The 22,306-nt window shown below is 57.7% G+C and carries 21 protein-coding genes; 11 read left to right on the top strand and 10 right to left on the bottom strand.

The genetic code is table 11. From position 1 onward, the window contains the following. The first annotated feature begins 45 nt into the window (after nt 1-45). Genes glnH through glnQ form a run of 3 tightly spaced genes read left to right on the top strand, consistent with a single transcriptional unit; the run spans nt 46 to nt 2,194 of the window. Nucleotides 46-789, top strand: coding sequence for a glutamine ABC transporter substrate-binding protein GlnH (gene glnH, locus EH206_RS08000; RefSeq protein ID WP_009112277.1), 744 nt, complete (start codon nt 46-48; stop codon nt 787-789). A gap of 26 nt (nt 790-815) precedes the next feature. Then, complete coding sequence (glnP, locus tag EH206_RS07995) at nt 816-1,475, top strand: glutamine ABC transporter permease GlnP (RefSeq protein ID WP_009112276.1); 660 nt, start codon at nt 816-818, stop codon at nt 1,473-1,475. Next, complete coding sequence (gene glnQ / locus EH206_RS07990; protein ID WP_009112275.1) at nt 1,472-2,194, top strand: glutamine ABC transporter ATP-binding protein GlnQ; 723 nt, start codon at nt 1,472-1,474, stop codon at nt 2,192-2,194. The genes glnP and glnQ overlap by 4 nt, the downstream gene beginning before the upstream one ends. Nucleotides 2,195-2,239: 45 nt before the next feature. Here glnQ and EH206_RS07985 read toward each other — a convergent pair whose 3' ends face one another. From EH206_RS07985 to dinG, 4 genes are all read right to left on the bottom strand, one after another. Next, complete coding sequence (locus EH206_RS07985; protein WP_009112274.1) at nt 2,240-4,099, bottom strand: M3 family metallopeptidase; 1,860 nt, start codon at nt 4,097-4,099, stop codon at nt 2,240-2,242. 17 nt (nt 4,100-4,116) lie between these two features. Next, nucleotides 4,117-5,085 (bottom strand): DNA-binding protein YbiB, encoded by a 969-nt coding sequence (gene ybiB / locus EH206_RS07980; protein ID WP_009112273.1) that lies wholly within the window; start codon nt 5,083-5,085, stop codon nt 4,117-4,119. Nucleotides 5,086-5,278: 193 nt separating this feature from the next. After that, nucleotides 5,279-6,166: a YghX family hydrolase gene (yghX, locus tag EH206_RS07975; RefSeq protein WP_009112272.1), complete on the bottom strand. Its 888-nt coding sequence runs from the start codon at nt 6,164-6,166 to the stop codon at nt 5,279-5,281. Between the two features lie 144 nt (nt 6,167-6,310). Then, the gene (dinG, locus tag EH206_RS07970; protein ID WP_009112271.1) at nt 6,311-8,419 is read right to left on the bottom strand and encodes an ATP-dependent DNA helicase DinG; all 2,109 of its coding nucleotides are present in this window, start codon (nt 8,417-8,419) and stop codon (nt 6,311-6,313) included. 133 nt (nt 8,420-8,552) lie between these two features. Here dinG and EH206_RS07965 point away from each other — a divergent pair, with 133 nt between their 5' ends. The 3 genes from EH206_RS07965 to EH206_RS23360 all read left to right on the top strand — a co-directional run bounded on the left by EH206_RS07965 (nt 8,553) and on the right by EH206_RS23360 (nt 10,252). After that, the gene (locus EH206_RS07965; RefSeq protein ID WP_009112270.1) at nt 8,553-9,392 is read left to right on the top strand and encodes an AraC family transcriptional regulator; all 840 of its coding nucleotides are present in this window, start codon (nt 8,553-8,555) and stop codon (nt 9,390-9,392) included. Between the two features lie 49 nt (nt 9,393-9,441). Then, complete coding sequence (locus EH206_RS07960; protein ID WP_009112269.1) at nt 9,442-10,074, top strand: LysE family translocator; 633 nt, start codon at nt 9,442-9,444, stop codon at nt 10,072-10,074. A 70-nt stretch (nt 10,075-10,144) separates the two neighbouring features. Continuing rightward, nucleotides 10,145-10,252 carry a membrane protein gene (locus tag EH206_RS23360; protein WP_009112268.1) on the top strand — a complete coding sequence of 36 codons (108 nt, stop codon included), beginning with the start codon at nt 10,145-10,147 and terminating at the stop codon, nt 10,250-10,252. Nucleotides 10,253-10,275: 23 nt separating this feature from the next. On the opposite strand, the gene idi is transcribed toward EH206_RS23360, so the two are convergent. The 4 genes from idi to EH206_RS07940 all read right to left on the bottom strand — a co-directional run bounded on the left by idi (nt 10,276) and on the right by EH206_RS07940 (nt 15,252). Next, nucleotides 10,276-10,818, bottom strand: coding sequence for an isopentenyl-diphosphate Delta-isomerase (idi, locus tag EH206_RS07955; RefSeq protein WP_009112267.1), 543 nt, complete (start codon nt 10,816-10,818; stop codon nt 10,276-10,278). Between the two features lie 78 nt (nt 10,819-10,896). Then, a complete protein-coding gene (gene bglX, locus EH206_RS07950; protein WP_009112266.1) occupies nt 10,897-13,203 on the bottom strand; it encodes a beta-glucosidase BglX in 2,307 nt (768 codons plus the stop codon). 288 nt (nt 13,204-13,491) lie between these two features. Continuing rightward, nucleotides 13,492-14,832 carry an aspartate aminotransferase family protein gene (locus EH206_RS07945; RefSeq protein ID WP_009112265.1) on the bottom strand — a complete coding sequence of 447 codons (1,341 nt, stop codon included), beginning with the start codon at nt 14,830-14,832 and terminating at the stop codon, nt 13,492-13,494. Nucleotides 14,833-15,051: 219 nt separating this feature from the next. Further along, nucleotides 15,052-15,252, bottom strand: coding sequence for a hypothetical protein (locus EH206_RS07940; RefSeq protein ID WP_040343048.1), 201 nt, complete (start codon nt 15,250-15,252; stop codon nt 15,052-15,054). Between EH206_RS07940 and EH206_RS07935 the strand changes: the two genes are divergently transcribed. From EH206_RS07935 to EH206_RS07915, 5 genes are all read left to right on the top strand, one after another. Further along, nucleotides 15,251-16,267: an ABC transporter substrate-binding protein gene (locus EH206_RS07935; RefSeq protein WP_009112264.1), complete on the top strand. Its 1,017-nt coding sequence runs from the start codon at nt 15,251-15,253 to the stop codon at nt 16,265-16,267. The two genes, EH206_RS07940 and EH206_RS07935, sit on opposite strands and share 2 nt — an antisense overlap. 111 nt (nt 16,268-16,378) lie before the next feature. Next, entirely contained in the window at nt 16,379-17,389 is a 1,011-nt protein-coding gene (locus tag EH206_RS07930) for an ABC transporter ATP-binding protein (RefSeq protein ID WP_009112263.1), read from the top strand. Then, on the top strand, nt 17,386-19,032 hold the full coding sequence (locus EH206_RS07925; protein WP_009112262.1) for an ABC transporter permease subunit: 1,647 nt from the start codon (nt 17,386-17,388) through the stop codon (nt 19,030-19,032). The genes EH206_RS07930 and EH206_RS07925 overlap by 4 nt, the downstream gene beginning before the upstream one ends. A 37-nt stretch (nt 19,033-19,069) precedes the next feature. Continuing rightward, complete coding sequence (locus EH206_RS07920) at nt 19,070-19,840, top strand: DeoR/GlpR family DNA-binding transcription regulator (protein ID WP_009112261.1); 771 nt, start codon at nt 19,070-19,072, stop codon at nt 19,838-19,840. Between the two features lie 121 nt (nt 19,841-19,961). Further along, nucleotides 19,962-20,648 carry a glutathione S-transferase family protein gene (locus EH206_RS07915; RefSeq protein ID WP_009112260.1) on the top strand — a complete coding sequence of 229 codons (687 nt, stop codon included), beginning with the start codon at nt 19,962-19,964 and terminating at the stop codon, nt 20,646-20,648. Between the two features lie 53 nt (nt 20,649-20,701). On the opposite strand, the gene pbpG is transcribed toward EH206_RS07915, so the two are convergent. Together pbpG and EH206_RS07905 are read right to left on the bottom strand one after the other, a co-directional pair. Next, on the bottom strand, nt 20,702-21,658 hold the full coding sequence (gene pbpG / locus EH206_RS07910) for a D-alanyl-D-alanine endopeptidase (protein WP_009112259.1): 957 nt from the start codon (nt 21,656-21,658) through the stop codon (nt 20,702-20,704). A 137-nt stretch (nt 21,659-21,795) separates the two neighbouring features. Then, nucleotides 21,796-22,305 (bottom strand): DUF6622 family protein, encoded by a 510-nt coding sequence (locus EH206_RS07905; protein ID WP_009112258.1) that lies wholly within the window; start codon nt 22,303-22,305, stop codon nt 21,796-21,798. Between the last annotated feature and the right edge of the window lies 1 nt (nt 22,306).

Here is a 22,306-nt window from a genome sequence, read left to right as displayed (position 1 = left end):
TGTCTGCCAAAAATTTCTCACAACGGATACACTAGGAAGGATTTAATGAAATCACTACTGAAAGCCTCTCTGGCTGCGTTGACGCTGACCCTGAGTATTTCCAGCTACGCGGCGGAGAAACAACTTATCGTCGCCACCGATACCGCCTTTGTTCCCTTTGAATTTAAGCAGGGCGACAAGTATGTCGGGTTTGACATCGACCTGTGGGACGCCATCGCCAAACAGCTTAATGTAAGCTATACCCTGAAGCCGATGGATTTCGGCGGCATCATCCCCGCGCTGCAAACCCGTAATGTCGATCTGGCCTTGGCGGGCATCACCATCACCGAAGAGCGCAAAAAGGCCGTCGACTTCTCTGACGGTTATTACAACAGTGGCCTGCTGGTGATGGTGAAGGCCGATAACAACGACATCAAGAGCGAGCAAGATCTGGCGGGAAAAGTGCTGGCCGTAAAAGGCGGCACCGGTTCGGTTGATTACGCCAAAGCGAATATCAAGACCAAAGATCTGCGTCAGTTCCCGAACATTGACAACGCCTATATGGAATTAGGCACCAACCGCGCCGACGCCGTGCTGCACGATACGCCTAATATCCTCTACTTCATTAAAACCGCCGGTAACGGCCAGTTTAAAGCCGTGGGCGACTCCATCAAGGCCCAGCAATACGGCATCGCTTTCCCGCAAGGCAGCGACCTGCGTGATAAAGTCAACGGCGCGCTGAAAACACTGCAGGAAAATGGCACCTACGCGGCGATCTACAAAAAATGGTTTGGCGTAGAGCCTAAATAATTGCCGATTTAATCTGGAGATATTCCATGCAGTTTGACTGGAGCGCTATCTGGCCTTCTCTGCCGCTTTTGCTGGAAGGGGCGAAAATGACCCTGCTGATCTCGGTATTGGGTCTGCTGGGCGGCTTGGTTATCGGTGTTCTCGCGGGCTTTGCCCGCGCATACGGCGGCTGGTTTTCCAGCCGTATCGCACTGGTGTTTATTGAAATCATCCGCGGTACGCCGATTGTGGTGCAGGTGATGTTTATTTATTTCGCCCTGCCGATGATTTTCACCTCCGTGCGCATCGATCCGTTCGCCGCCGCCGTGGTCACCATTATGATCAACTCCGGCGCCTACATCGCGGAAATCACCCGCGGTTCGGTGCTGTCGATTCATAATGGCTTCCGCGAGGCCGGACTGGCGCTGGGATTGTCACGCCGGGATACGCTGCGCCATGTCATCGCGCCGCTGGCGCTGCGCCGTATGCTGCCTCCGCTGGGCAATCAGTGGATCATCAGCATCAAAGACACCTCGCTGTTTATCGTTATCGGCGTGGCGGAACTGACCCGTTCGGGTCAGGAAATCATCGCCGGTAATTTCCGCGCGCTGGAAATCTGGAGCGCGGTAGCGGTGATTTATCTGTTTATCACGCTGGTGCTCAGCTTCATCCTGCGTCGTCTGGAAAGAAGACTTAAGATTATATGATTGAATTTAAAAATGTTTCTAAACACTTTGGTCAAACCAAAGTTTTACACGACATCGATCTGAAGATTAATCAGGGTGAAGTGGTGGTGATTATCGGCCCTTCCGGCTCCGGTAAATCCACGCTGTTGCGCTGTATCAACAAGCTGGAAGAGATTACCAGCGGAGAGCTGATTGTCGACGGTCTGAGCGTTAGCGATCCGCAGGTCGATGAGCGCCTGATCCGTCAGGAAGCCGGGATGGTATTTCAGCAGTTCTACCTGTTTCCGCATCTTACCGCGCTGGAAAACGTGGCGTTCGGCCCTATCCGGGTGCGCGGCGCCGGTAAAGCGCAGGCGGAAAAGCTGGCGCGGGAGCTGCTGGCGAAAGTGGGACTCTCTGAAAGGACGCATCACTACCCGTCCGAACTTTCCGGCGGCCAGCAGCAGCGCGTCGCCATTGCGCGCGCCTTGGCGGTGAAACCTAAGCTGATGCTGTTCGATGAACCGACCTCGGCGCTGGATCCCGAGCTGCGCCATGAGGTGCTGACGGTGATGAAGGATTTGGCGGAAGAAGGGATGACCATGGTTATCGTTACCCATGAGGTGGGGTTTGCGCATAAGGTGGCTTCGCGCCTGATCTTTATCGATAAGGGCCGCATTGCCGAAGATGGCGACCCGGAAACGCTGATTGGCAACCCGCCGAGCGATCGCCTGCGTGAGTTTCTGCAACACGTTTCCTGAGTCTGAAAAAGTTGGAAAGGGGGGAATCCCCCCTTTCCATCCCTGTTACCGACCATATTCCCGTTCGATAAACGCGGCGAAATCCCGGCACATCACCTCGTCACCCTGCTGATTATCGGCAATCACCCGGCTGCCGTCGACAATGCGGATACGGGCGGCCAGGTCGAAATCCGCCGCGGGCTGCGGGCGCTGCGACGCCTGCGCGATGGCCGCTTCCGCCCGCTGCCAGGCCTCTTCCACCGTCAGGTTGCACGCCTGCGCCAGATAAGCGGGGTTGAAACCTTCGCCCGTCAGACTGCGCAAGGTATCGTCATGGCTGACGCTATTGCCGGGCAGCCAGTAATGCCGCGCCAGGTCGGGGCCGATCGCCGCATTGTCGCTCAGATAACCGTCCCGCTGCAGGAAGTAATGCCGCGTTTGCTCCACCGCCATCAGCGCCAGCAGATATCCCTGATAGGAACAGGCCGACTCCATCGACAGCAGATGGGGGATCGCCAGCGTGGGCCGCGGGCTGCCGCCAATCCCCAGAATACGTTGTTCGATATCCCGCGCCAGTTTGGTTATCGCCTCCGGCGTGCGCTGCTCGTCGCTCCAGGAATAGAGTTCCCATTCAAAATAGGGCACCAGCAGAATATGGCGCTCGTTAAATGCGCGCATCGGCTGGCGCGTGCGGATATCGGCGCGGATCAGCTCATCAGGAATGACCTCGCCCTGCCGGTTTTTCGCATAGCGTTTCAGCCAGTCGGCGTCGTGCAGCAGACTATCGCAGAACATGGACTGCGTCTCCGCATAAGCCATGGAGGTCGGCGGAAACTCCTGTGAAAAACTGGGGGCGTTCTGGCGAATATTGGCGAAATGCGCGGCGTGTCCGCCCTCATGAAACAGAGTATTGATGCCGCCGGCGCCGCTGCCGACCTGATCCGGCTTCGCCAGACTGGTAAAATTAATCCGCGCCGGGATCCACTCTCCCTGCTGAAAAAAAGGCGGCACCGGGCCGTGCATAAAGCCATTTTCGTACTTGCCCTTGCGCACCAACAGGTCGAGCTGCATTTCCGCCCCGTTAAAGCCGATATGCAGACGCTTGAAACTGTTTATCCAGCGTTCCAGCGAGGCGGAGAACGGGAAATAGGGATCGAGCTGACGGGTTACGTCGCCGGCGCTGGCATAGCGAATATTCCACGGCTGTAACGCCTGCGGCCCTTTTGCGGCGGCCAACTCCTTCAGGCTGCGGGCGTTCGCCTCCCAGGTTTGCTTTTCGAACGGGTCGAGAATGGCGAAAAGCTGTTCCGGGGTCATGCGCTCGGTTTTATTCACCTTGTAATCGAAATAGTTACGGTATCCCATCTGGCGGGCAAAGCGGTTGCGCAGGCCGATAAGCTCCGGGAAACCGTTACGAAGCAGCCATTGTTCCAGGTCGCGCAGCGCCTGTTGCGAGCTCTGCCGATACGCTTCGTTATCATTCGTCGCCTGGTTGGTCAGCAGTTCGCCCAGTGAAGCCGCGACCCGCTCGCCGTTGGCGTCCAGATGCGTCATTTCATAGCCTTTACGCTTGGCGTACAGCGCGCTTTCCGCCGCGATGATCTCATCCATCAGCGCCTGGGCCTTGGCATCTTCAATCACGTTGCAGTCAAAAAAGCGATACCACCCGCGCAGACCGTGCAGCAACGCCCGCTGTTCGTCATTCGCCGGGCTATCCTCCAGCGCGGCAAGATGATGGCGTAATTCAACCAGCCGCTGCGGCTGGGCGATAAAACGTTTATAAGCGCTTTCCGCCGCGGAAAAACGGGCCGATACCTCCTCGTCCCCGGTTCCCATATACAGCTGCCAAAACAGATCTTCTTTGGTTTGGTGAACCGCAAGATAGTCGCGGTTCAGCGCATTAAAATAATCCACAGCCTGTTGCATGATTGCTTTCCCTCTTCTTAACCCAGACGTTTTCTGATGTTTGCCACCGCCTGCTCCATCGACGGCGCGTCGCCGCCGGCCACCAGACAGCAGGCCAGTTGCAGACGAATCGCCTGCGGCAACGCTATCTCCCCCGCCAGACATTGCGCCGTCCAGCGCGCCGTTGTCGCCGCATCTTTCGCTATCGGCAAACCATCCGGCGCCGGCGCAATATCCTGACGCAATTGCAGAACCTGCGTTTTCTGCTGATGTATAAAATGAATTTCCGGGCAGCGCTGCGGGCTGGCGTACACTTCACCCTCGGTGCCGTGCATCAGTAACGCGCGCCCCTCAATATCGCGAAAGAACGTGGCGACGCGGGAAATATACTCCGGGTGGGAAACGCTGGCGAGCCGCAGCGCGCCGCCTTCGGCAAACGGCGTGGCCAGCTTGGCCAAGGTATGGCTGCTGTTGCGCACGCCCATACGCCAGCGCAGCTGCAACTGTCGGTCGATTGGCGGACACAGCAGCGAGATGGGAATAAACAGCGGCTCGCCCTTATCCAGCAGCCGTTGCGCCTGTTCGGCGCTTTCCACCGCGGAGATCCCCAGATTGTGCAATATCTCGGCGCTGGTAACGCGGGTGGGATCGTCGCTCACGCCGTGAACCACCACCGGATACCCCAGTTTCGCCAGCAGAAGCGCCAGCAGCGGCGTCAGATTGGCCTGTCTTCTCGCCCCGTTATAACTGGGGATCACCACCGGCATCGGCCCCTTCTCCGGCGGCCGCAGGCGCAGCACCCGCTCGCTCATCGCCTGATAAAAACCGCGCATCTCGGATTCAGACTCGCCTTTGATGCGCAAGGCAATCAGCAACCCGCCCAGCTCAAGCTCCGGCACATCGCCATTCAACATCAGACAATAAAGTTTATACGCCGTCTCCTGATCCAAATCGCGGGCATGATTTTTACCGCGCCCGACCTCTTTAATCACTTTGGTGTAATCCATGCCGCCTCTCATTCACCGCAACGCCGTTGATAGCCTGTCTGCGAAAATAGCACGTTTTGCTTTCGTCTGAATAATGCAAATACCGCGCAGACGCGATGCGCAGAAGCAGGGAAGCGATGTAGCGAAGCGGCAAGCGCAAAACGCAGGCCGTTGGCGCGGCGGTCGCGGCTCCCGCGCCGCGACCTGCCGGTTATCATACCAGGTAGCGACGAAACCAGCCGATGGTGCGTTCCCAGGCAAGCTCGGCCGCCGCCTGGTCATAGCGCGGGGTGGAGTCGTTGTGGAAGCCGTGATGAACGCCGGGATAGATATAGGCTTCATAATTTTTGTTTGCCGCCTTGAGCGCCGCCTCATAAGCGGGCCAGCCCTCATTGATGCGGGCATCCTGTTCCGCATAGTGGATCAGCAACGGCGCCTTGATGCGCGGCACATCTTCCGGCTTCGGCTGTCTGCCGTAAAAAGGCACCGCCGCCCCCAGTTCGGGATAGGCCACCGCCGCGGCATTGGCGACGCCGCCGCCATAGCAGAAGCCGGTAATGCCCACCTTGCCGCCGGTCTGCTCATGACGCATCAAAAACTCGACCGCCGCAAAGAAGTCGTTCATCAATTTAGCGGGATCGACCTGCTGCTGAAGTTCGCGCCCTTTATCATCGTTGCCGGGATAACCGCCGACGGAACTCAGTCCATCAGGCGCCAGCGCGATAAATCCCGCCTTGGCGACGCGGCGCGCCACATCCTCAATATAGGGGTTAAGTCCCCGGTTCTCATGGGCGACCACCACGCCGGCGACCCGTCCGGCGGCGTTGGCCGGACGCACCAGATAACCGCGCACGCTGCCGTGTCCGTTGGGGGAGGGATAGGTGATGTACTCGGCGACGATATCCGGATCGGTAAATTCAACCTGCTGGGCGAGGGCATAGTCAGGACTCATCAGGCCGAGGAGCGCGATCGCCGTCACCCCGCCGACGGCGTATTTTGCCGCAAGGTCGAGAAACTGGCGTTTGGTGATCTTGCCATGGGCATAATAATCATAGAATTCGAGCAGTTCCGCAGGAAAGTCTTGCGCAGTGAGGCGGGTCATTGTCGGTTCTCCTTGCTAGAAAATCAAACTGCAATTTAACAGACAAGAAACATAAAATGGAAGTTTTTTAACCAATTTGAAACCACTTTACGCGCACCGCCATGCGGTTAAAGCGAGGCGTCCGCCGCGTGGCTGAAAGCGCTGTCAGCCTTTATCCGGCATTTCCCGTTCTTCAATCGGGAAGACGGGCAAAGCGCCCAGCAGTTGGACGCCATAGCCTTTGGTCAGCAAGCGGCGATCGTAAATGACGATTTCGCCGAAGCACTCATGGCTGCGGATCAGCCGCCCAACCTGCTGAATAAGGCTGAATGAGGCGTTGGGAAGACTTTGCACCACGAACGGCTGACGTTTCAGGCTTTTCAGCCACTCGCCTTCGGTGAGAATGACCGGACTGTCAATCGGCGGGAAAGCGATTTTATGAATGTGCACCTGGGAAAGCAGCTCGCCTTTCAGATCCAGTCCTTCGGCAAAAGACTGCAAACCGATAAGTACGCTGGTTTTCCCTTCCTCCACCCGCTGGCGGTGTAGCTCAACCAGCCGATAGCGCGGTTTATCGCCCTGAACCAGCAGCATCAGACGCAGGTCGGCGACCTGCGTCAGGAAAAGCTGCATGGCGCGCTGGCTGGCGAACAGCATCAGCAGGCCGCGATGTTTGCCCCGTTGCAGTTCGGTGCGGAAAAAGCGCGCCATTTCGGCAATATGCTGCGGTTCGCTTTTCAGCAGCGGTTCGTGGCGCATTTTCGGGATCACCAAACGCCCCTGTTCACGGTGATTAAACGGCGAATCCAGCGCCAGAAAGCGGTCGCCGGCCGGCTCATTCAGGCCGGACAGCTCCTGCAAGCGCGAAAAACTGTTCAGCGAACGCAGCGTCGCCGAGGTCACCACCACATGCGGCACATTGTTCCACAACAGCTTTTCCAACTGGTCGCATACGCGGATGCCGGCGCAGTGCAACGATAGGTGCTCCTGTCCCTCGCGGATATCGCGGGTAAGCCATTTGGATACCGGCGCATTGGAGGATTTTTCCATCGCCGCCAGACGCCATAGTTTGCTCAGCGACTCCAGATAGCCCAGCAGCCGGCTCATTTTCAGCAGCGTCTGGTGTAGACGCACCACGTCATGTTTGCCGGTTTTCTCGCTGAGGTCGTTGAGCATATATTCCGTCAGCCCGCGCAGGCTATCGGTAAGCTTAAACAGGCGGATACAGTTTTCGCGCATCTCTTCCGGCATTTTTCCCAGCGGAAAGCGGTACTCGTTTTCCGCGCTCTCCGGCGGCAAAAACAGCCCGCACAGCTGCACAAACGACTGCGCCGCGTCGCGCAGCTCCTCGCAATGGGCGGTCAGCCGTTCGCCGTGCGCCAGGCGCGGCGGCGACTTCGGCGCAAACTGCGCCATACACAGCCCAATCTGCTGCACCAGCTGTTCCAGCTGTAGGGTGATGGCGGCGGGCGTAACGTCGCCGGACATTTCCAGCGTATCGCGGGCGACGTCGGGAATATGGTGCCCTTCATCCAGCACCAGCAGCATATGTTTCGGGTTCGGCAACACCGATTCGCTTTCCATCGCCGCCATCACCAGCGCGTGGTTGGTCACCACCACATCCGCGTTTTCAATCTCGCGCCGGGCGATGAAAAACGGACACTCGCGGAAATAATGGCAGTTATGGCCCAGGCAATTGGCCTTGTCGGTGCTGAGTTTGCGCCACAGGCCGTCGGGGATGGATTCCTGATAGTGATCGCGCAGGCCGTCCCAGGCGTGGCCTTGCAACGCCTGGGCGATACGCGCGCACTTGCCCTGTTCCTCGCGGCTGGACGGCGCTAACTCATCGCCCAGATAGAGGGTTAAATCGCCCTGCGCATCAGCGTCCGTCGCCAGCATCGCCAGATTGCGCGGGCACACATAGCGTCCGCGGCCAAACGCCGCGGTGAAGGTCAGTTCGGGGATAAACGTGCGCAACAGCGGTAAATCTTTACTGAAGATCTGATCCTGCAAGGCCACGTTCGCCGTACTGACCACCAGCGTTTTTTCTTCCGCCCGTCCGACCGCGATGCCGGGGATCAGATATGACAGCGTTTTGCCCACTCCGGTCGGGGCTTCGATGGCCAGATGACGCGGGTAGTCGCCCGCCAGCGTTTTCGCCACTTCGGCAATCATCTGTCGTTGAGGTATGCGGGGAATAAAATCCGGGATCTGCCGTTGCAGGGCCTTATACCATTGGCCGATCTGCAGTTTTATTGCGGGGGACAGCGCCATGCATTCTCTGTATTCAGTCAATCCGGCCGCCATTGTCCCACAGACCGGACACAACGTCAGCCGATATCGCCGCTCGACAAATTTCCGCGCGCCGATTAGGGTAACAGTCTGTTTTGATAGCCGACCATTCACCATGTCATCCGTTCATACTGTCGATCAAGCATACTGGTTTTCACCGCTACTGCCGCATGTGGAGAGCCGCTCGACCTGGCGCAGCGGCCATGGCTATAAAACACACAGCCATGAACAGTTCTCCATCGGCGCCATCGAACAGGGTTCGACGCTCTGCCATTACCGCGGGGAGATACGCCGGCTACGGGCGGGCGATCTGATTTTTATCGATCCGCGCCAGCCGCACAGCTGTAATCCCCTACCCGGTCAAACCCGCAGCTATCATATGCTGTATCTGGACACGGCATGGTGCCTGAAACGGCTGTCCGAACGCTGCGGCTATCCGGTTACGTCGCTGCACTGCCGCTGCGTCACCCTGCGCGACCCGGCGCTGTTCGCCCGCTATCAACGGCTGATCCGCCAGCTGCATCGCGGGGAGGTGGCGGCGGCGGAACAAACGCTGAACCAGTTGATTACCCCGCTATTGCTGCAATACTGTTCCCCGCTTGCGCCGTCCGAACCGTTGCCCGCGCAGCCTGCCACCCGCCATGTACGCCAGCGTCTGTTGAGCAACCTGCAGCAAGCGCCGTCGCTGGAAACCCTGGCGCAAGAGTTGAATGTGCGGCGGGAAACCATCGTGCGGCAATTTCGCCAGGATACCGGCATCACCCCGATGGCTTTTCTTAATAATGCGCGGATTGAATTCGCCAAAAATCTGCTGAAAAATGGCGTTCCGCTGGCCGATGCCGGCTATCAGAGCGGATTTTGCGATCAAAGCCACTTCCATAAAATCTTCGTGCGATACACGGCGGCAACGCCCGGACAGTATCGTCAGGGGCGATCAATATTTGACAATAAATAACGACATCAACGGCCTAGACTGACCCCGTTCATTTTTCGAGGTCATCGTTATGTTAATCGGTACATTTTTCCCCGCCAATTTTCCCACGCTGGCGCTGGCTCATTTTGTGGCCCTGCTGAGCCCCGGCCCGGACTTCTTCCTGTTAACCGCTTACGCCATTCGTTACCGTTTACGCGGCAGCGCCGGGATCTGTCTGGGCATTGCGCTGGGAAACGGTATTTATATTCTGCTGGCGGCCATCGGCTGGGCGGGTATGCGGCATGCAACGCGGCTGTTTACCCTTATGGAACTGGGCGGCGCCTGCTATCTGCTGTGGATCGGTTATCAACTGCTGACAAGCCGCGCGTCGCATCGGCTATCGTCCATGCGGCAGGCGGACGGCTGCCCGTCCGTTGCCCGGCAAATTCTGCTGGGGCTGGGTTCCGCGCTGCTGAACCCCAAAAATATGCTGTTTTACATCAGCCTGATGACCACGATCCTCGGTCAGCATGTCACCCTAACCCAGCAGATGGTCAGCGGCGGCTGGATGTTCTCCGTGGTGCTTGGCTGGGATCTGCTGGTGGCCGCGCTGATGACCCTGCCGCTGGTACAACGACGGCTTGAACGCTATCTGCACCCTGTCGAACGCGGCGCCGGCGTCATTTTGCTCGGCTTCGGCTTGATCTTGCTGTTTAACCGCTGAATGCCATTCCCGCCTTGTTTAAGGCGCCGAAGGCTTTATAATTCAGGGAAATTAACCAAAGGATAACCTGATGACTTTAAGCAAAGCAGGCATTATCGGGCTGTTTGCCCTGTGCGCCATCGGCGGCATCGGCGGCGTTATGCTGGTGGGTTACATTATCATCATACACGGCGGTTAATCGTTCCCCGCCAGCCAGACTGGCTAATCCCGGCGCCGCGCCGCGTGAAATTGCGTCCAATAAGCCGGGATACGCGGGAATGTCAGTTTGAACCAGGATGTGAATAGCTCCGGCGAGGTAACCATACGCCGTTCGATCTGCTCCAGCGCCAAATACTGATACTCCTCCGCCTCATCAGGATTGAGCTGAGGGAGGTCATCGGTAATCCCGAAATAGACGTGTCCGAACTCGTGTTCGATCAAGCCATTGCTCAGAGGCAATCGGTAACTCAGCGTAAACATCGGCGTGAGCGCGCAGCGCAGCCCCATTTCCTGATATAGACGGCGGTGCGCCGCCTGAAGCGTCTCCTCGCCCGGAGCCGGATGGCTGCAGCAGGTATTGCTCCATAGCCCGCCGCTGTGATATTTCGCCCCGGCTCGCCGCTGCAGCAATAGCTGCCGCCGCGAATTGAAAATATAAACGGTTATCGCCCGGTGCAACGCGCCTTGTACGTGTGCCTGCTGCTTTTCCATCACGCCTGTCGGCCTGTCGTTTTCATCAACCAGAATGACTTCCGTCAACGGCATACTTCCTCCCTCGGCAATTGCCATAAACGTAAACGAGCTTGATCGCCGCCGACGGCGCATCGGCGGCGCGACGTTCAGTTATAGCATAGTGAAACGCCGACTTTTAACCCGCTGCGAATCCAGACCGATAAATACATCATATTCACCGGGCTCGACGACCTGCTGCATACGGGCGTTGTAGAATGTCAGCGCGCCCCTATCGATAGGGAAACTGAGGGTGAGCGCTTCTCCCGGCCGCAGCATCACTTTTTGGAAACCGCGCAACTCTTTCACCGGACGGCTGACTGATGCCACCACATCATGCAAATACATCTGCACCACGGTCTCGCCGGCGCGCTCGCCGGTGTTTTTCACCGTAACGCTGGCCGTTACCACGCCGTTGCGCGGCATGGTCCGGCTGGACAAGCGCACGTCCGATACGCTGAAAGTGGTATAGCTCAGGCCGTAACCAAACGGATAGAGCGGCCCGTTGGCTTCGTCATAATAGTGCGAGGTGTACTTGCCGGGATTTTCCGGCGTATACGGGCGGCCGGACGGCAAATGATTATAGTAGATGGGAATTTGACCGACGGAACGCGGGAAGGACATCGGCAGCTTGCCGGACGGATTATAGTCGCCGAACAGCACGTCCGCGATCGCGTTGCCCCCTTCCGTTCCGCTGAACCAGGTTTCCAGCAGCGCATCCGCCTGTTGATCCTCACGCACCAGCGCCAGCGGGCGGCCGTTCATCAGCACCAGCACCAGCGGCTTGCCGGTGGCTTTCAGTGCCGCGATCAGGTCGCGCTGACTTTGCGGCAGGTCGATATTGGAACGGCTGGAGGCTTCGTGCGCCATGCCCGCCGCTTCCCCCACCACCGCCACCACCACGTCGGCCTGCCGCGCCGCCCGCACCGCTTCGTCGATCATCGCCTGCGGCGGACGCTTATCCACCTGAACCGCCTCTTCATACAGATTGAGGAAATCAATAATCCCCTGGTGATTGCTGATATTGGCGCCTTTGGCATACAAAATCCTGGCGTTGCCGCCCACCGCGTTCCTGATGCCCTGATAAACCGTGACGGTCTGCCGGGTAACGCCGGCGGCGGACCAGCTCCCCATGGTATCGCGCTTGCTATCGGCCAGCGGCCCGACCACGGCGATCGTCCCCTGCTTTTTCAGCGGCAGCGTCTGCAGGCGGTTTTTCAGCAGCACCAGACTCTTGCGCGCCACTTCACGCGCTTCCAGCCGGTGTAAGCGGCTTTCCGCGTTGGTATCGGCCGGATCGGCGTCCGCCGGTCCCAGGTGGCGATACGGATCCTGAAACAGCCCCATATCATATTTAACGTTCAGCACCTGGCGGCAGGCATCATCGATTTCCCGCTCGCTCACCGCGCCGCTTTTGACCAGTTCGGGCAGATAGCGGATAAAATACTCATCGCTCATGCTCATGCCGACGCCGGATTTCAGGGCCAGAAGGGAAGCGTCGCGCGGGTTGCCGGCCACGCCGTGCTTAATCAGCTCCTTAATCGCTCCGTGATCGGTAATGGTGATCCCTTTAAATTGCCACTGGTCGCGCAGAATATCTTTCAGCAGCCAGCTGTTGCTCGTCGCCGGCGTACCGTTAATCGAATTCAGCGCCACCATCACCCCGCCGCTGCCCGCATCGATCGCCGCTTTATAGGGCGGCATATAATCCTGAAACATACGCTGCGGGCTCATATCCACGGTGTTGTAGTCGCGCCCGCCTTCCACCGCGCCATACAGCGCGTAGTGCTTCACGCTGGTCATCAGGGAGTGACGCGCCGTCAGGTCGTCGCCCTGGAAAGCCTTTACCACCACGCCGGCTATTTTACTGGTTAGCCAGGTATCCTCGCCAAAGCCCTCGGATACCCGCCCCCAGCGCGGGTCGCGGGTAATATCCACCATCGGCGCCCAGGTCATATTCAGCCCGTCTTCCGTGGCTTCATAGGCGGCGATACGCCCGCTCAGGGCGATGGCGTCCATATCCCAGCTGGATGCCAGCCCCAGCGCGATAGGGAAAATGGTGCGCTGGCCGTGCACCACGTCGTAGGCGAAAAACAGAGGGATTTTCAGGCGGCTAAGCTGCATCACCTGATCCTGCATGGCACGGATATCGGGCCGCGTGACGGTATTGAAAATCGCCCCGACCTGACCGTTCCTGATCATCTCGCGAATGGCCTCTTTCGGATTATCCGCCCCGACGCTGATCAGCCTGAGCTGGCCGATTTTTTCGTTCAGCGTCATTTTCCCTATTAAATCAGAGACAAAGGCATCACGCTGCTGATGTGACGGTGTAACATATGGCGGTGCGAACGCGGTTTCCTGAGCGAATAGCGGGTTACAGGCAAGTCCAACAGCGATAGTCAGTGAAGTAAGCCATTTCATTCTTTATACGGATCTCGTCAATCCCGGCATCAGGACGGGTTTGTAGATAAGTCAGCCGCTGCGCCATAACCTCTGGCAGGATGATGACCGCCGAACCCGGCATTCACCGACAACGCCAACATACTTGGATACACAGCGCGTAATCATAGTGTATTTATTTACCTTTGATTGAGTAAAAACTGTAAAAATAATGCGATTCGTTGCGCAGAATACAAATTATTCCCGCCCGTTGGGCCACAAATTGAAACGCCGGATGATCTCCGGCGTCGTCGTATTGAGAAAGGGGCATCAAGACGCCGCCGCGCTTAACGCTTTATCCAATGCCCCGACCAGCCAATCAATATCCTGTTCCTGAAAAGCCAGCGGAGGACGCAGCTTCAGTACGTTGCCATATGGCCCGGCGACCGAGGTGAGTACCCGCTCGGCGCGCAGCCGCTCAATCACGTCCAGCGCCAACGCCTTATCCGGCGTTTTGGCTGCACGATCGCTGACCAGTTCAAATCCAATAAACAGCCCCGCGCCGCGCACATCGCCGACACACTCGTGTCGCTGCGCCAGATACCCCAGCTCGCGGCGCAGCTTTTCCCCGACGATGCGGCTATGTTGCTGTAAATTTTCCTCTCTAATCACGCTTAAAACCGCCTGGGCGGCGGCGATGGAAACCGGGTTGCCGCCGAAGGTATTAAAATAGGGTATTTCATCGCTGAAGGCGGCCAATACCTCCGCCTTTGCCAGCAACGCGGAGATGGGAATGCCGTTGCCCATCGGTTTTCCCAGCGTCACCACGTCCGGCACGATATTATGACGACCGAATCCCCAGAAACATTCACCGGTGCGGGCAAACCCCGGCTGCACCTCATCGGCGATAAAAATCCCGCCGTTCGCATGCACGACGTCGACGGCAGGTTGCAGATAGCCCGCCGGCCCCGGCAGTACGCCATCCGATGAGAAAATGGAGTCCGCCAGAAAACCGGCGAACTTAATGCCGTTTGCCGACATATCGTCAATTTGTTTTTGCAGCTCATTGGCGAACCAGACGCCCAGATCGGGCGCCTTGACCCGATAGCGATCGGGAGACGGCACCAAACGCGTGGACGAAGCCAGCGGTTGCCCGCTGCCCAACGCCGGCGACGCCCCGGAGGTCAGTTCGCTGGTGCCGTGATAGGCCTCCTGACTCACGATAATGCCGGTGCCGCCGCTGTAGGCTTTCGCCACGCGGATTGCCAGATCATTAGCCTCGGAGCCGGTGCACATATACATCGCTTTATTGATTTCATCCGGCACCGTCGTCAGCAAATCGGCGGAGTAATCCAGAATGCGCTCATGCAAATAGCGGGTGTGGGTGTTCAGCAGGCTCATTTGTTGGTGCACCGCGTCAATCACCGCCGGATGGCAATGGCCGATACTGGCCACATTGTTATACACGTCAAGATATTTCTCACCCGCCGCGTCCCACAGATATTGCCCCTTGCCGCGGACTAAATGCACCGGGTTGCGATAAAACAAACGATAGGATGCGCCAAGCACTTTACTGCGCTTATCAGTGAGTTTGCGAACATCCTTATCCAACGCGTCGGCGTGTTCCGCACGAAAACTGTTGGTATCCATAATGGTTGAGCGTGTCGCCATGATGACTCCAGTGTGAATAATCAATTAAAACCGAGGCCGGAAAACCGGGGGCGGTCTGAGGCTGAATGTCACCATACACCAAAAGCAATAAAATACACAAACACAAAAAAATGCACTTTTTTAGCGCACGAAAAACACCAAAAAAGAGCAAGAAATAACTAAAAAGACGCTGAAATCGCTTCATGACGGCAGGTAAATAGCAGACACCCGATCGCCAAATTATTTTAATCGGCTGTATTCAAATGAATAAAAATAAAAAATGGCGGCATTAATTGAAAATGGCATGTTTAGTGCTAGAAAATCAACAATAGCAAAAAAATGCACAAATAAGCGCGGTGCGCAACAAACACCAAACAGATTGCTTTGGATTTTCACCGTCATTGTGTCGATATTTTCTACAACCGTAAGGGGATCGTTCATGAACACTTTTTCATTTCGCCGCACCGGTCTGATAGCCGCGCTCGCCCTATCCACGCTGGTCTCCGCCGCCCAGGCCGGCACGATTACCGTCTATACCTCGCTGGAGGAAGACGAAATCAAGGATTATATCGCTCAGGCCAAAAAAGACATGCCGGACCTGAAGGTGAATGTGCTGCGTTTATCAACCGGCGATCTTGGTCCGCGCATTCTGGCCGAAGCCAAAAATTCACAGCATGACGTTCTGTGGGGATGGGCGCTGACCAACGTGATGGATAAGCGCATCTCCGCGCTGTTAGAGCCTTATGCCGCCAAAGGCGCCGATAAGCTGGCGGATACCTACCGCGCGCCTGACGCTAAGTGGTTTGCCGCCACCGGGTATATGGCGGCATTCTGCGTCAATACGGAAGCGCTGAAAGCCAAGAATCTGCCGGTTCCCGCCTCCTGGCAGGATTTAACCAACCCGGTATATAAAGGCGAGATTGTCATGCCGAACCCGGTGTCCTCCGGTACCGGCTATCTGCAAATTGCGGCGCTGTTGCAGTCAAAAGGCGACGATCGGGGATGGGCGTTCTTGAAAACGCTGGACGGCAACATCGCCCAATATACCAAATCCGGCTCCCGCCCCTGTAAAGCCGCCCGCACCGGCGAATTTGCGATTGGCGTATCGCTGGCCTTCGCCGCCATGCAATCGATTGAAGAAGGATACCCGGTAAAAATGGTGATCCCCAACGACGGCGCCGGCTATGAGCTGGAAGCCTCCGGCCTGATGGCCGCCGCAAAAAATAAGCCGGACGCCCGGCGTTTTCTGGACTGGACCCTCTCCGACAATGCGGCCGCGCTGTATACCAAATATAAGGAGATCGTCACCATTCCCGGCGTTGAGCAGGCGAATGCGGCCAAAATGGCCGGTCTGCCGGGCGATCTGTCGTCCTTGTTGTATCCCGTCGACTTTAGCAAAAGCGCCGAGGAGCGGGATACCATCCTGAGCCAATGGCAAAAAACCATCGGACGATAATAGGTCGATCGTAAAAAATTATTTTCGATGAAACGATACGCATAAACGCTATTGACCCCAAAAAACCATCAGACGCCGGCGTCTGACCCCGTGGTAATAAGAGGTAATATCATGGCTCTGGTTATTCAGAATCTTCATAAAAGCTTTGATGGCTACGTCGCGCTTGATCGTATCAACCTGGCGATCGACAACGCCGAGTTTGTCTGTCTGCTCGGCCCAAGCGGCTGCGGCAAGACGACGCTGTTACGCATTATCGCCGGTTTGCTCAGCAGCGACGGAGGGAAAATCACCCTCGACGGACGGGATCTGGTGAACGTGCCGGCGCGTGACAGAGGCTTCGGGATTGTTTTCCAATCCTATTCGCTTTTTCCGCATATGACTATCGCGCAAAATATCGGTTATGGACTGAAAATCCGCAACGCTCCCGACGCCGACGTGCGGGAGCGGGTAAACGGCCTGCTTGATACCGTTCACCTGAGCGGATTCGGCGATCGCTATCCCAACCAGCTTTCCGGCGGCCAGCAGCAGCGGGTGGCTATCGCTCGCGCCCTGGCGGTCAATCCCTCGCTGTTGCTGCTGGATGAACCGCTCTCGGCGCTGGATGCCCGGGTTCGCGCCGAGCTGCGGCAGGAGCTGCGCGAAGTGCAGCAACGGCTGGGGATCCCGACGCTGATGGTGACTCACGATCAGGAAGAAGCGATGAGCATGGCGGACAAAATCGTCTGTATGCACGGCGGACGCATTGTGCAGGAAGGTACGCCCAGAGAGCTTTATACCCTCCCGCGCTCCCGCTTTGTCGCCGAGTTTATGGGGCACAGCAACTTATTGCCGAAACCGCTGGTGCGCGAATGGATGCCGGAACTTCTGCATACCGGGCAGGCCGCATCCCAGCCTGACGATGCGCAGCTATTTATCCGCCCGGAGCGCATTACCTTGCATAAACAGGCGGGAGCGGAAGGCCGGGTTATCAATGCCAGTTTTCTGGGAAACATTCAACGGGTACAGGTGCTGTGGAAACAGCAGCCGTTGCTGGTCGAAACCGGCAGCGCGATAAACTGGATACCGGGCGAGAACGTTCATATTTCTATTGCCGCACAAGATTGCGCCTGGATACAAGCATGAGTCTATCCCTTCTCCCCCCGCAAACCGCCGCCGACCGCTGGCTATCGCGTCTCTGCCTTTGGCTGCCGTTGGCGGCGCTGATCGCCTTTTTCGGCGTACCGATGCTGAGCATCGTCTGGCACAGCCTGCTTGACGATCGGACCGGCGCGTTCGGTCTGTCGAATTATCTGGCGCTCCTTGACTCCCCCGGTATTTGGCGGGCCACGCTGAACAGCCTGATATTAGGCGTGGTCACCACCCTATTGACGCTCCTGCTAGGTTTTATCGTCGCCTATGGCCTGGAGTTTACCGCCATGCCGGCCAAGCGCTTTATCTCCTTTGCGACATCGTTGCCGGTGCTGGCCCCCTCGCTGGTCCTGGGCCTGGGATTGATTTTTCTGCTGGGCCGCAACGGCATCGTCGGCAATATGCTCGGGGTGCGCCTGGATATTTACGGCTTTTGGGGATTATTGATCGCCAACGTGCTCTATGCCCTGCCGCAAGCGATTTTAATTATCCGCGCAACGTTGCGCCACAGCGATGCCCGTCAATACGAAGCCGCCAACGTGCTGGGCGCCGCCGACTGGCGGCAGTTCCTCGATATTACCTTGCCCGGCGTACGTTACGGGCTATTGAGCGCCGCTTTTGTGGTGTTCACCATTACCATTACCGATTTCGGCAATGCCATTGTGATTGGCGGCGACTTTTCCGTATTGGCGACCGAAATTTATAGCCAGGTCAGCGGACAGATGAAGTTTGGCATGGGCGCGGTGGTAGGCATTTTACTCTTGCTGCCCGCCGCGGCGTCGATTTGGATCGAACGGGCCGCCTCCCGCCGCCAGAGTATGATCGGCACCCATTCGGCAATGCGCCATGTGCCGCAGGCGCTGCCCGCGCGGGATATTCCCTTTTATCTGGCGACCATGACCATTGCGCTCACTATCGTCACGGTGATCGTTACCGTGATTATCGCCAGCATGATCAGGCTTTGGCCTTACCGGCTGGACTTAACGCTCAGACACTATGATATCGATCTTGCCGGCGGTTACGCCCCTTTATGGACGTCGATCTGGATCTCGGCGCTGGCAGCCATTATCGGCACTACGCTGCTGTTCCTGTTAACCTTCGGCATTCGCCGCAGTCCGGGCAAAGGGGCAACCGTCGCCGCCTTACTTAGCGCATTACCGGTGGGGGTTCCCGGTTTGGTGCTCGGTCTGTCCTATGTGTTTACCTTCAATAGCGCCACGCTCCCGTGGGGGATGCTATACGGTTCGGCCATTCTGCTGGCGTTATGCAATTACTACCATTATCACACCCAGGGCTATACCACGATGATGCTGGGAATGCGCAACGTACCCAGCGCCATGGAGGATGCCACCACGGTGCTGGGGGGCGGCATCGCCAGGATCTTACGTGACGTTTACCTTCCCGCCATGCGCATCACGCTGATTTCCGTCGCGATGTTCCTATTCATGCGTTCGATGGTGACGCTATCGGCGGTTATCTTTCTGGTCACGCCCTCCCTGCCGCTGGGCGCGGTTACCGTTATGCGGCTGGATGAGGCAGGTTTCACTTCGCAGGCCGCGGCCTTTTCTACATGCATCATGGGGATTGTGGCTATAATGGCGCTGTTACTCCATACCCTGACGGGAAAGCGGGAGTAGCCGCCGTCCGATCCGTTAATCCTGAGAACCTATATTCATGCTAGAAGAAACGCGCTTACATCGTATCCGTGCCCTTTTGTCCACCTTAAACCGGGTTAGCACGGAGAAAATCATCCAGCATCTCGGCGTATCGAGAGAGACCGTGCGGCGGGATATTCTGAAGCTGGAAGCGATAGGCGCATTACGCCGCGTTCACGGCGGCATTGTGGCGACGACGCTGGAGCCGGAGGCGCCGTTATCCGTGCGCAATACGGTACGTGAAAAAGAGAAACAGGCCATCGCCCGCGCCGCGGTGCAGCAGCTAAAGGCCGGACAGACGCTGTTTATCGATGCGGGCAGCACCACCTCGCTGCTGGCCGACGAGCTGCTGTCGATGCCGGGAATGACGGTGATCACCAACAGCCTGAACGTGGCGCTTAAGCTTACGGCGACGGAAACCACACTGCATCATGAGGTGATTTTGCTGGGGGGGCATATGGGGCCGTCGGTGCAGGCGACCAGCGGGGATTTAACCATTAGCGAACTTCAGCGTTATCGTGCCGACGTCGCGCTGTTGTCCCCGGTGGGGATCGCCAGCCAGTCGGGCGCCAGCAGCTTCGCGCATCATGAGGCGGCCGTGGCCGGCGCGATGGTGCGACATGCCAAAACGCGGATTATTCTGGCCGATCACGGCAAGATCGGCGTCACCAGCCGGGTTATCTACGCCACCCTGGCCGAGATCGACGTCATTATCACCGACGCGGCGGCGGCCGATAAAGCGGATTTATCGTCGCTTCAGTCGCAATGCCGGCGGACCATTATCGCCTGATGGCGCCGGGGGCGACGTTGTGCCCGGCGCATCGATATCGTCATTGAATTAAACGCCGCCAAGATGATTTCCGGCGTATTTCGTGCTAATGCTAATGTTCTGATAACAAGGAGCATAAGATATGTATCAGCTGTATATCGCCAATAAAAACTACTCTTCCTGGTCGCTTCGCCCCTGGGTATTGCTACAGGCGCTGTCCATTCCTTTTACCGAGAAGCTGGTGACGTTCGTCTCCGCCGGGGCGAATCCCGCCTTTAAAGCCTTTTCCCCTTCGGCGAAAGTGCCCTGCCTGATTGACGGCGACACCACCGTCTGGGACTCCCTGGCGATAACCGAATACCTTGCCGAGCGGCATAAGGAAGTGTGGCCCGCCGATGCCAAAGCCCGGGCCTGGGCGCGCTGCGCCGCGGCGGAAATGCATTCCGGCTTTAACGCCCTGCGCAGCAGCTGCGCCATGAGCTGCGGCGTAAAAGTCAAAATAAAAGATATCCCCCCGGCGTTGAGCAACGATTTAAAACGGCTTAACGAGCTGTGGCTGGAGGGCTTAACCCGCTTCGGCGGCCCGTTTCTGGCGGGGAAGGATTTTTCCGCCGCGGACGCCTTTTTTGCCCCGGTGGTGTTTCGAATTCGCACCTACCAGTTGCCGGTGGCGCCGCAAGCCGCGGCCTACTGCCGGCATATGCTCGCCCAGCCGGCCATGCGGCGCTGGCTGGAAGACGCGCTGGCGGAAACCTGGCGTGAACCGGAGCATGAAGAGGATGTCGCCCGCGCCGGGGAGATTATCGAGGATTTACGGGCCGGTGGCTGACGAATAAGGCCCTGAGTCAGGGTCTGCAAATCTCACCGCCGCCGCTCCGGCGGCTACTCTATCCCCGCGCTATCGGCGCTTGCCATGGCCTGGGGCTGCCGCGAAGCCAGCGCCTTTTGTTTTTTGTAGCTTAATGCGGCGGCGGGAACCGCGCTGACCTTACCGGTTTCCATCCATTTGCGCAGCCGGCTGGCGTCGGCGAAATGGGTGTATTTGCCAAACGCGTCCAGCACCACCAGCGCCACCGGGCGCTGATTAATCAGGGTACGCATCACCAGGCAGTGTCCGGCCTGATTAGTGAACCCCGTTTTGGTCAGCTGAATATTCCAGTCCGGCTTATACACCAGGTGGTTGGTATTACGAAACGGCAGGGTGTACGCCGGATGGGAAAACGTCACCATTTTCTCATGGGTGGTGCTGAGCTGGCTGAGCAAAGGGTACTGTTTGCTGGCGATAAGCAACCGGGTAAGGTCGCGCGCGGTGGAAACGTTATGAATGGACAACCCGGTCGGCTCCACATAGCGCGTATGCTTCATACCCAACGCGCGCGCCTTGGCGTTCATGGCGGCGATAAAGGCGCGATAACCGCCGGGATAGTGGTGGGCCAGGCTGGCGGCGGCGCGGTTTTCCGACGACATCAGCGCCAGCAGCAGCATATCGCGCCGGCTGATTTCGCTGTTCAGACGCACGCGCGAATACACCCCTTTCATTTCCTCCGTCTGGCTGATGTCAACGGCGAGCACCTCGTCCAACGGCTGATTGGCGTCCAGCACCACCAGCGCAGTCATCAGTTTGGTCACCGAGGCGATGGGAACCACCACGTCCGGATTACTGGAATAGAGTACGCGGTTATCGCGTAAATCCACCACCATGGCGCTGCCGGAGGCGATTTCCTGATGCGCGGCAACCGCCGCTCTGGCGGGAGATTGCGCCATGACCGGCGGGATAACCAGCATATTGGTTGACAACAACAGCATACCAAACCAAGAGAGCTTGAATTTTTTATTCATTATTCAACTGCTTAAACAGTATCCTGTTAAATGAAAAGAGAGAGACCGGCGAATTATAATTTACCGCCGTTCGCCGCGCACTCAGGCAAAGGAAAAAGCTTTGTGACAAAGTTTAACAAGCCCGCTGGCTCTCTCCTTTAACAGTGGCGAACCTGCACGTTGCGCATCTGGTTTAGCAGACGAATGCCGATGCCGCTGAAGATCCCCGCCGTTATTCCCCCGGCGGCGCCGGACTGGGCACAGAACAGGACGCTGTTGGCCAGCTCAGGGAACCTTGCCAGTTGCAGGGAAAAGTAGAACCGCAGACCAAAGGTCAACAGCATTAACGCCAGCGGCACAGACGACCCGGCGCGCTCGAAGCGGCGGATCTCCTCCCGGTAAACGCCGGCGTTTTTCCCCAACCGCCATCCCAGGCCCAAGCCGATTATCAGCGCCAGCAAAAAGCCGCCGGCCGCGGCCTCAACCATCGCCAAAGTATGGAAAATCGCGGCGACGCCCCAGCACAGAAAAACCAGCGGCAGCGCCAGCAGGCGGCTCAGAGACTGTTGCCTCGGTCGCCGGGCTTTCATCCCGGCATAAAGCAGATAGGCCAGCACAATCCACCCCCACAAAGGGGTATGGCGGATGATAACCAGATAGTTTTCCATA

Origin of the sequence: Brenneria nigrifluens DSM 30175 = ATCC 13028, from assembly GCF_005484965.1 — a bacterium.
GTDB classification, from domain to species: Bacteria; Pseudomonadota; Gammaproteobacteria; order Enterobacterales; family Enterobacteriaceae; genus Brenneria; species Brenneria nigrifluens.
This window is presented reverse-complemented; position numbering and strand designations above follow the sequence as displayed.